Source organism: Pseudomonas sp. PA-1-3F (assembly GCF_021609665.1).
In the GTDB taxonomy this organism is placed as follows: domain Bacteria; phylum Pseudomonadota; class Gammaproteobacteria; order Pseudomonadales; family Pseudomonadaceae; genus Aquipseudomonas; species Aquipseudomonas paracarnis.
Map to the genome: position 1 here is coordinate 168178 of NZ_WJZD01000009.1, position 6708 is coordinate 174885.

Genomic DNA, 6708 nt, shown 5'->3' on the forward strand with positions numbered 1-6708 from the left:
TTTTCAGCGAGTAACTGCAATGCGCCTGGCTTTATTCGACTTGGACAATACCCTTCTGGGCGGTGACAGCGATCACGCCTGGGGCGATTACCTGTGTGAACGCGGGATTCTCGACGCGGTAGCCTACAAGGCCCGCAACGACGAGTTCTACCAGGACTACCTGGCCGGCCGGCTGGATAACGCCGCCTACTTGAACTTCTGCCTGGAAATCCTCGGCCGCACCGAGATGGCCCAGCTGGACGCGTGGCACAACGACTACATGCGCGACTGCATCGAGCCCATCATGCTCCCGAAGGCCGTTGAACTGCTGGCCAGGCACCGCGCCGCCGGTGACAAGCTGGTGATCATCACCGCCACCAACCGCTTCGTCACCGCGCCGATTGCCGCCCGCCTGGGCGTCGAGACCCTGATCGCCACCGAATGCGAAATGGTGGATGGCCGCTATACCGGGCGCAGTACCGATGTGCCGTGCTTTCGCGAGGGCAAGGTGACGCGTTTGAACCGCTGGTTGGAAGAAACCGGGCATAGCCTGGAAGACAGCTACTTCTACAGCGATTCGATGAATGATTTGCCGTTGCTGGAGCAGGTAACGCACCCGGTGGCAGTGGATCCGGATCCGAATCTTCGTGCTGAGGCCCAGAAACGGGGTTGGCCGGTGATTACGCTGCGCAGCTGACAACGCTATCGCAGGCAAGCCAGCTCCCACATTTTGACCCTGTTCTCATGCTGGAATCCGGTCAAGTGTGGGAGCTGGCTTGCCTGCGATGAAGGCGACGCGGTTTCAAACAGGCTTGGCGCCCATGAGCCCTGCAATCGCCACAAACCCCACCAGGCTGACCACCGCCAGCACCAGGGTGAAATTCAGGCTCCCGCCCTCGCCCTTGCGCAGCCGATTGAGCCGCGCCACCAGCCAGAACCAGGCCAGCGCCGCCACGGTGTAGAGGATGCTGGAGCCCAAGATCCAGGTTTGCCCCAATGGCCAGCCGAGCAAGTGCACCAGCCACCATCCGGTAAAGGGCATGCTCACCAGGCAAATTCCCATCAGCAGCCATACAAATGCCCAGGGGCGCTGCACGGTCGCGGCCGGGCCGGCGCTGCGTTTACGCCACGCCAATACGGCCAGGCCGAGGCCGCTGAGCAGCAGCAATACGGTGGCGGTGATGTGGATCACCTTGAGGGTGGTCAGCGTTTCCATGGTCTCTATTCCTTATAGGCCGCTCAGTCAGCGTAGTCGCTCAACCGAGGAACAGCTGGTAAGCCGGGTTTTCGCTTTCATCCCAGTACGGGTAACCGATTTGCGCCAGCGCGGCAGGCACCAGGTGGCGCTCGTCCGCCGGTACTTGCAAGCCCGCCACCACTCGGCCGTCAGCCGCGCCGTGGTTGCGGTAGTGGAACATCGAGATGTTCCAGCGCCCGCCGAGCTTGTGGAGAAAGTTGAACAACGCCCCCGGCCGCTCCGGAAACTCGAAACGAAACACCAGCTCGTCGCTGACTTTGGCCGCATGCCCGCCGACCATATGGCGAATGTGCAACTTGGCCAGTTCGTTCTCGGTAAGGTCCAGCACCGGGAAACCCTGGCTGGTCAAACTGGCCACCAACGCGCTGCGCGGGTCGTTCTCCGGGTGGGTCTGCACGCCGACGAAAATGTGCGCTTCGCTGCCGGAGTGGTAGCGGTAATTGAATTCGGTGATCTGGCGCTTGCCCACCGCCTCGCAGAAGGCCTTGAAGCTGCCCGGCCGCTCGGGGATGGTCACGGCGATAATGGCCTCACGACCTTCACCCAGTTCGGCGCGCTCGGCCACATGGCGCAAACGGTCGAAGTTGACGTTGGCGCCCGAGTCGATGGCGACAAAGGTCTGGCCGCTGACACCGCGGGTCTCGACGTACTTTTTGATCCCGGCCACGCCCAGCGCACCCGCCGGCTCGGTGATGGAGCGGGTGTCGTCGTAGATGTCCTTGATCGCCGCACAGATTTCATCGGTGCTGACGGTGATCACTTCATCCACATAGTCCTTGCAGATGTCGAAGGTGTGCTGGCCGATCTGCGCCACCGCCACGCCGTCGGCGAAGATGCCCACGGTCGGCAATACCACACGCTCGCCCGCCGCCATGGCGGCTTGCAGGCAGTTGGAGTCGTCCGGTTCCACGCCGATGATCTTGATCTCCGGGCGCAGGTATTTCACATACGCCGCAATCCCGGCGATCAGACCGCCGCCGCCCACCGGTACGAAAATCGCGTCCAGCGGCCCTGGGTGCTGGCGCAGGATTTCCATCGCCACGGTGCCCTGCCCGGCAATGGTGTGCGGATCATCGTAGGGGTGGATGTACACGTAGCCTTTTTCGTCGACCAGCTTGAGCGAGTAGGCCAGGGCTTCCGGGAAGGAATCACCGTGCAGCACCACTTTGCCGCCACGGGAGCGCACGCCTTCGACCTTGATCTCCGGGGTGGTCTTGGGCATCACGATGGTGGCCTTGACCCCCAGCACCTTGGCCGCCAGGGCCAGGCCCTGGGCATGGTTGCCGGCCGACGCGGTGACGACGCCGCGCGCACGTTCTTCGGCACTGAGCTGGGTCAGCTTGTTGTAGGCGCCGCGAATCTTGAACGAGAACACCGGCTGCAAGTCTTCGCGCTTGAGCCAAATCTTGTTACCCAGCCGCTCGGAGAGCTGGCGGGCAGTCTGCAAGGGGGTTTCCACGGCGATGTCGTAAACACGCGAGGTGAGGATTTTTTTGACGTAGTGTTCAAGCATCGGCAGGCATCTACTTCACGGGTTGGGCAGGGCCAAGGAGTCTAACCCAGCGTTTGGCCGGGCGACCACACGAATCCCGAGGTTTTGTTGGGTTATACTCGCCGCCCTCGTTAATTCCCCGCCCGTTCCGGAGCCCGCATGACCCAGGATCAACTCAAACAGGCAGTGGCCCAGGCCGCTGTCGATTTAATCCTTCCTAAGCTCGACGACAAGAGCATCGTCGGTGTCGGCACCGGTTCCACCGCCAACTGCTTCATCGACGCACTGGCCCAGCACAAGGGCGCGTTCGACGGCGCCGTGGCCAGTTCCGAAGCCACCGCTGCCCGCCTCAAGGGCCATGGCATTCCGGTGTACGAGCTCAACACCGTGAGCGACCTGGAGTTCTACGTCGACGGCGCCGATGAAAGCGACGAGCACCTGAACCTGATCAAAGGCGGCGGCGCGGCCCTGACCCGCGAGAAGATTGTCGCGGCCGTGGCCAAGACCTTCATTTGCATCGCCGACGCGAGCAAGCTGGTTCCCGTGCTGGGCACGTTCCCACTGCCGGTGGAAGTCATCCCCATGGCCCGCAGCCACGTGGCCCGCGAGCTGGTGAAACTGGGCGGCGACCCGGTGTACCGCGAAGGTGTGTTGACCGACAACGGCAACATCATCCTCGACGTGTTCAATATGCAGATCACCAACCCGGTGGAGCTTGAGACGCAGATCAACGCCATTGTGGGCGTGGTCACCAACGGCCTGTTCGCAGCGCGCCCGGCGGATGTATTGCTGCTGGGCACCCCGGAAGGCGTGAAAACCCTCAAGGCCTGACCCTGTGGGAGCCGGGCTTGCCCGCGATGCAGACGACTCGGTGTATCAATGGATACCGAGGCGATGCCATCGCAGGCAAGCCAGCTCCCACATGTGTTAGCGCTCGACTCAAGAGCGATGTAACAAAAACGCTACTTTTCGCAGCACTCCTCGCCAAAACCGTGCGCTCTGTCACGGCATCCCCTGCCACGCCTGGTATCCAATCCGTTACAAATTACAGCCACGCGACCCACGCGTTTAACAATGCGCCAATTCGCAGCCGCCCATGGAATGAGGCGCGCATTGTGCAAAGGGTCTGGGCTTGCACATTCCCATCACCTCAAGGAAGACCTTGTGATAAAGCCTCTAGCCTTCGCCATCAGCGTTGCCGGTGCCCTGCTGTCCACGCATACCCAGGCCTACGATTACGGCCAGCACGCCAACACCACCCTGGAAAAACTGATCAACGACTACCCTGGCCGATATCGAGGCACGGCAAATTTTGCCGGGGCAGCCGACTGGATGCAGAGCCAGATGGGCACGGCCTATAACTTCAGCCGCCAGGACTTCACCTGGAACAACGGCAGCCGGGCTTCGCAAAACGTGGTGGCCTCTGCCGCTGGTACCAAGGCCCTATACGTGGTGATTGGCGCGCACTTCGACACTTACTTCGGCCGCCCGACCCTGCAAGGCCTGGATGACAACGGTTCCGGCGCCAGCGTGTTGACCGAGGTGGCGAAGAACCTCGGCGGCCTGTCACTGGAAAATGGCCTGCAAATCGTTGGCTTCGGCGCCGAAGAAGAAGGCCTGCGCGGCTCCCGTGCCTTTGTCGACTCACTCAGCGCCAGCCAGCGCGCCAACATGCTCGCGATGATCAACCTCGACAGCCTGATCACCGGCGACATGATGTATGCCCACGCCGGCCAGAACAGCACCGCCAACCCGGCCTTGGCCTCCTTGCGCGAGCACGCCTTCCAGATCGCCAAGGAGTTGAACATTCCCTTGTTCAGCAACCCCGGCCTCGACCCGCAGTACCCGAAGGGCACGGGCTGCTGCAGCGATGGTGAAGCGTTCGAACCGCTGAATATCCCGATCCTCTATATAGAGGCCACCAACTGGGAACTGGGCGACCTGGACGGCTACACCCAGACCGACAACCCGAAAATCCCCGGCGGCTCGACCTGGCACGACCCGAACGAAGACAACAAAGCCGTGCTGACCGATGCGTTCGGCCAGGCGCGCATTGACCAGCGCCTGCGTGACTATTCACGCCTGCTCAGCCGCCTGGTGCTGGAACTGACCAACGCCGACCTGATGGCCTCGACCGCTTCTGGCGGTGCCGTTGCGCGCAATATGCAAGACAACCTGCAGCGCCAGCATCAGGCCCTGGTGCGCCTGCATGATCGCCGCTGGCTGACCCTGCAAGCGGCCAGCCGCGAGGTCGCAAGCTTTGATGGCGAGATCGGTGTGGATGGCGAATACAACCCGGACAGCGGCTTCGACACGGCCCCCAACCCCGAAGCCCGGCGCGTGGGCCTGCATGCCCTCGGCGACTACCAACTGACTTCAAGCCTGAATATCGGCGCCAGCCTCAGCTACCTCAATGGGCGCGACAAATTGGAGCATCGCGGCAAGCTCGACAGCGACACCTGGCAGGCAGCCGTCTATGCGCTGCTCAACGATGGCGGGCCAAGCTGGCTGGCCGGTGACCTGAGCGTGGGCCACACCCGCTTCGACTCCAAGCGCAACCTGGTCATCCAGGCCAATGGCGGGCCGATCCTGCTCAATCAGCAACTGACGGGCGACACCGATGCCCTGGCGTTGGGCGCACGAGTGCTGGGTGGCTATGACTTTGACTTTGGCGCGATCAAGAGCGGGCCGTTCGCCGGCCTGGACTACAGCCATTACCGCATCGACAAGTTCCACGAAAAGCAGAACCTGCGCACGGCACTGGAGTACGAAGAGCAGTCTTTCGACTCCCTGGAAGCCAGCCTCGGTTGGCGCGTGCGCGGCGCTGTTGCCCTGCCCTATGGCCTGAACCTGATGCCCTACGGCGACATCGCCTGGGTCAAGGAATTGGCCGACGGCCGCCTGGACGACCTGCAACTCACCGCACGCGCCGATGGCCAGGCCCGCACCGCCAGGCTGGGCTCAGTGGATAAGAGCTTCGCTCGCGCACAACTCGGCAGCCAACTGGCGATCACCCCACAGTTGGGCGTGTTTGCCGAGGTCAATGGCCGCCTAGGGCATGCTGAAGGCAGCCAGACCGGTTATTCACTGGGTGTGCAATGGATGTTCTGATCAGGGTTTCTTGAACACGTAAAACAGGTTGGGCTCGCTGACCATGTACAGCGTGCCGTCGTCATCCATGGCGATCCCTTCGGCCTGGGGCACGCGCTTGCTCAGCCCATGGCGCCCTTTAAGCAACGACAGACTGCTTAGAGGGCGACCATCAATATCCAGCTCCAAGACCAGGAACGACTCATCCGACAGCGCCAACAGATGGCCACTGCGCTCGTCGTATTGCAGGCTCGACAGGTCGCGCACAAACAGCCCGGCATCGCGCTTGGGGTTGTTGATCACATGTACCGAATAGGTTTTTTCCGGCTTGAAATGGGGAAACCCGTGCACCTCGTAGATCAGCATGGGGTCGCGTTCCTTGGCCACGAACAAGCGCTTGCCCACCGAGTCGTAGGCCAACCCTTCAAAGCCCTTGTTGCCGCCAACGTGCACGCCCAGGGTCATTTGCTCCGCATCGGCGGCGTCGAGGAACTTGGTGTCATCGTCCACATGCACTTTGATCAAGCGCTGCTGGCGCTCATCGCTGATGACGTAGATGTTGTCGCTGATAAATTCCACCGCTTCGGCATCGCCAAAGCCCACCAGCGGAATGCGCCGCAGGATCTTGCCCTCCAGCGACAACTCGACCAGTTCGGCGTTTTTATTGGTGACGGTAAACAGGCTTTTGCGCACGGGGTCGTAGGTCAGGGCCGAGACATCGTCGTCGAGCCCTTCGATCACCTGGCCTTCGAGGGTGACACGGTAGTCCGCCAGGCCAATGGCGCGCTCATCCGCAGGCTGGTACCACACCTGCCAGTTGAACCAGGCGCGTTCGAACAGACGGAACTGCTGTGCCACCAGCCCGGCAGCGACCAAGGCGAGCAATAGC

6 protein-coding genes are annotated in these 6708 nt (G+C 62.1%); 3 read left to right on the top strand and 3 right to left on the bottom strand.

Features of this window, described 5'->3' with window-relative positions; translation table 11 throughout:
* Positions 1 to 19: 19 nt before the first annotated feature.
* Entirely contained in the window at positions 20 to 676 is a 657-nt protein-coding gene (locus GIV26_RS08765; RefSeq protein WP_054917040.1) for an HAD family hydrolase, read from the top strand.
* 105 nt (positions 677 to 781) lie between these two features.
* Here the strand turns inward: GIV26_RS08765 and GIV26_RS08770 are convergent, their stop codons facing one another.
* Together GIV26_RS08770 and ilvA are read right to left on the bottom strand one after the other, a co-directional pair.
* A complete protein-coding gene (locus tag GIV26_RS08770) occupies positions 782 to 1195 on the bottom strand; it encodes a DUF2269 family protein (RefSeq protein WP_014720366.1) in 414 nt (137 codons plus the stop codon).
* A 40-nt stretch (positions 1196 to 1235) separates the two neighbouring features.
* Entirely contained in the window at positions 1236 to 2750 is a 1515-nt protein-coding gene (ilvA, locus tag GIV26_RS08775) for a threonine ammonia-lyase, biosynthetic (protein ID WP_014720367.1), read from the bottom strand.
* Positions 2751 to 2888: 138 nt separating this feature from the next.
* On the opposite strand from ilvA, the gene rpiA reads away from it, so the two are divergent.
* Complete coding sequence (gene rpiA / locus GIV26_RS08780; RefSeq protein ID WP_003195201.1) at positions 2889 to 3560, top strand: ribose-5-phosphate isomerase RpiA; 672 nt, start codon at positions 2889 to 2891, stop codon at positions 3558 to 3560.
* Between the two features lie 333 nt (positions 3561 to 3893).
* Positions 3894 to 5840: an autotransporter domain-containing protein gene (locus GIV26_RS08785; RefSeq protein WP_236280093.1), complete on the top strand. Its 1947-nt coding sequence runs from the start codon at positions 3894 to 3896 to the stop codon at positions 5838 to 5840.
* On the opposite strand, the gene GIV26_RS08790 is transcribed toward GIV26_RS08785, so the two are convergent.
* A partial coding sequence (locus tag GIV26_RS08790; protein ID WP_236280094.1) for an SdiA-regulated domain-containing protein occupies positions 5841 to 6708 on the bottom strand: 868 nt, incomplete at its 5' end. It lies immediately after the preceding gene.

What these genes read in the sequence shown, in the direction of transcription:
- rpiA (WP_003195201.1), top strand. Translation starts at nt 2,889, where the DNA reads ATGACCCAGGATCAACTCAAACAGGCAGTGGCCCAGGCCGCTGTCGAT.
- GIV26_RS08770 (WP_014720366.1), bottom strand. Translation starts at nt 1,195, where the DNA reads ATGGAAACGCTGACCACCCTCAAGGTGATCCACATCACCGCCACCGTA.
- GIV26_RS08765 (WP_054917040.1), top strand. Translation starts at nt 20, where the DNA reads ATGCGCCTGGCTTTATTCGACTTGGACAATACCCTTCTGGGCGGTGAC.
- ilvA (WP_014720367.1), bottom strand. Translation starts at nt 2,750, where the DNA reads ATGCTTGAACACTACGTCAAAAAAATCCTCACCTCGCGTGTTTACGAC.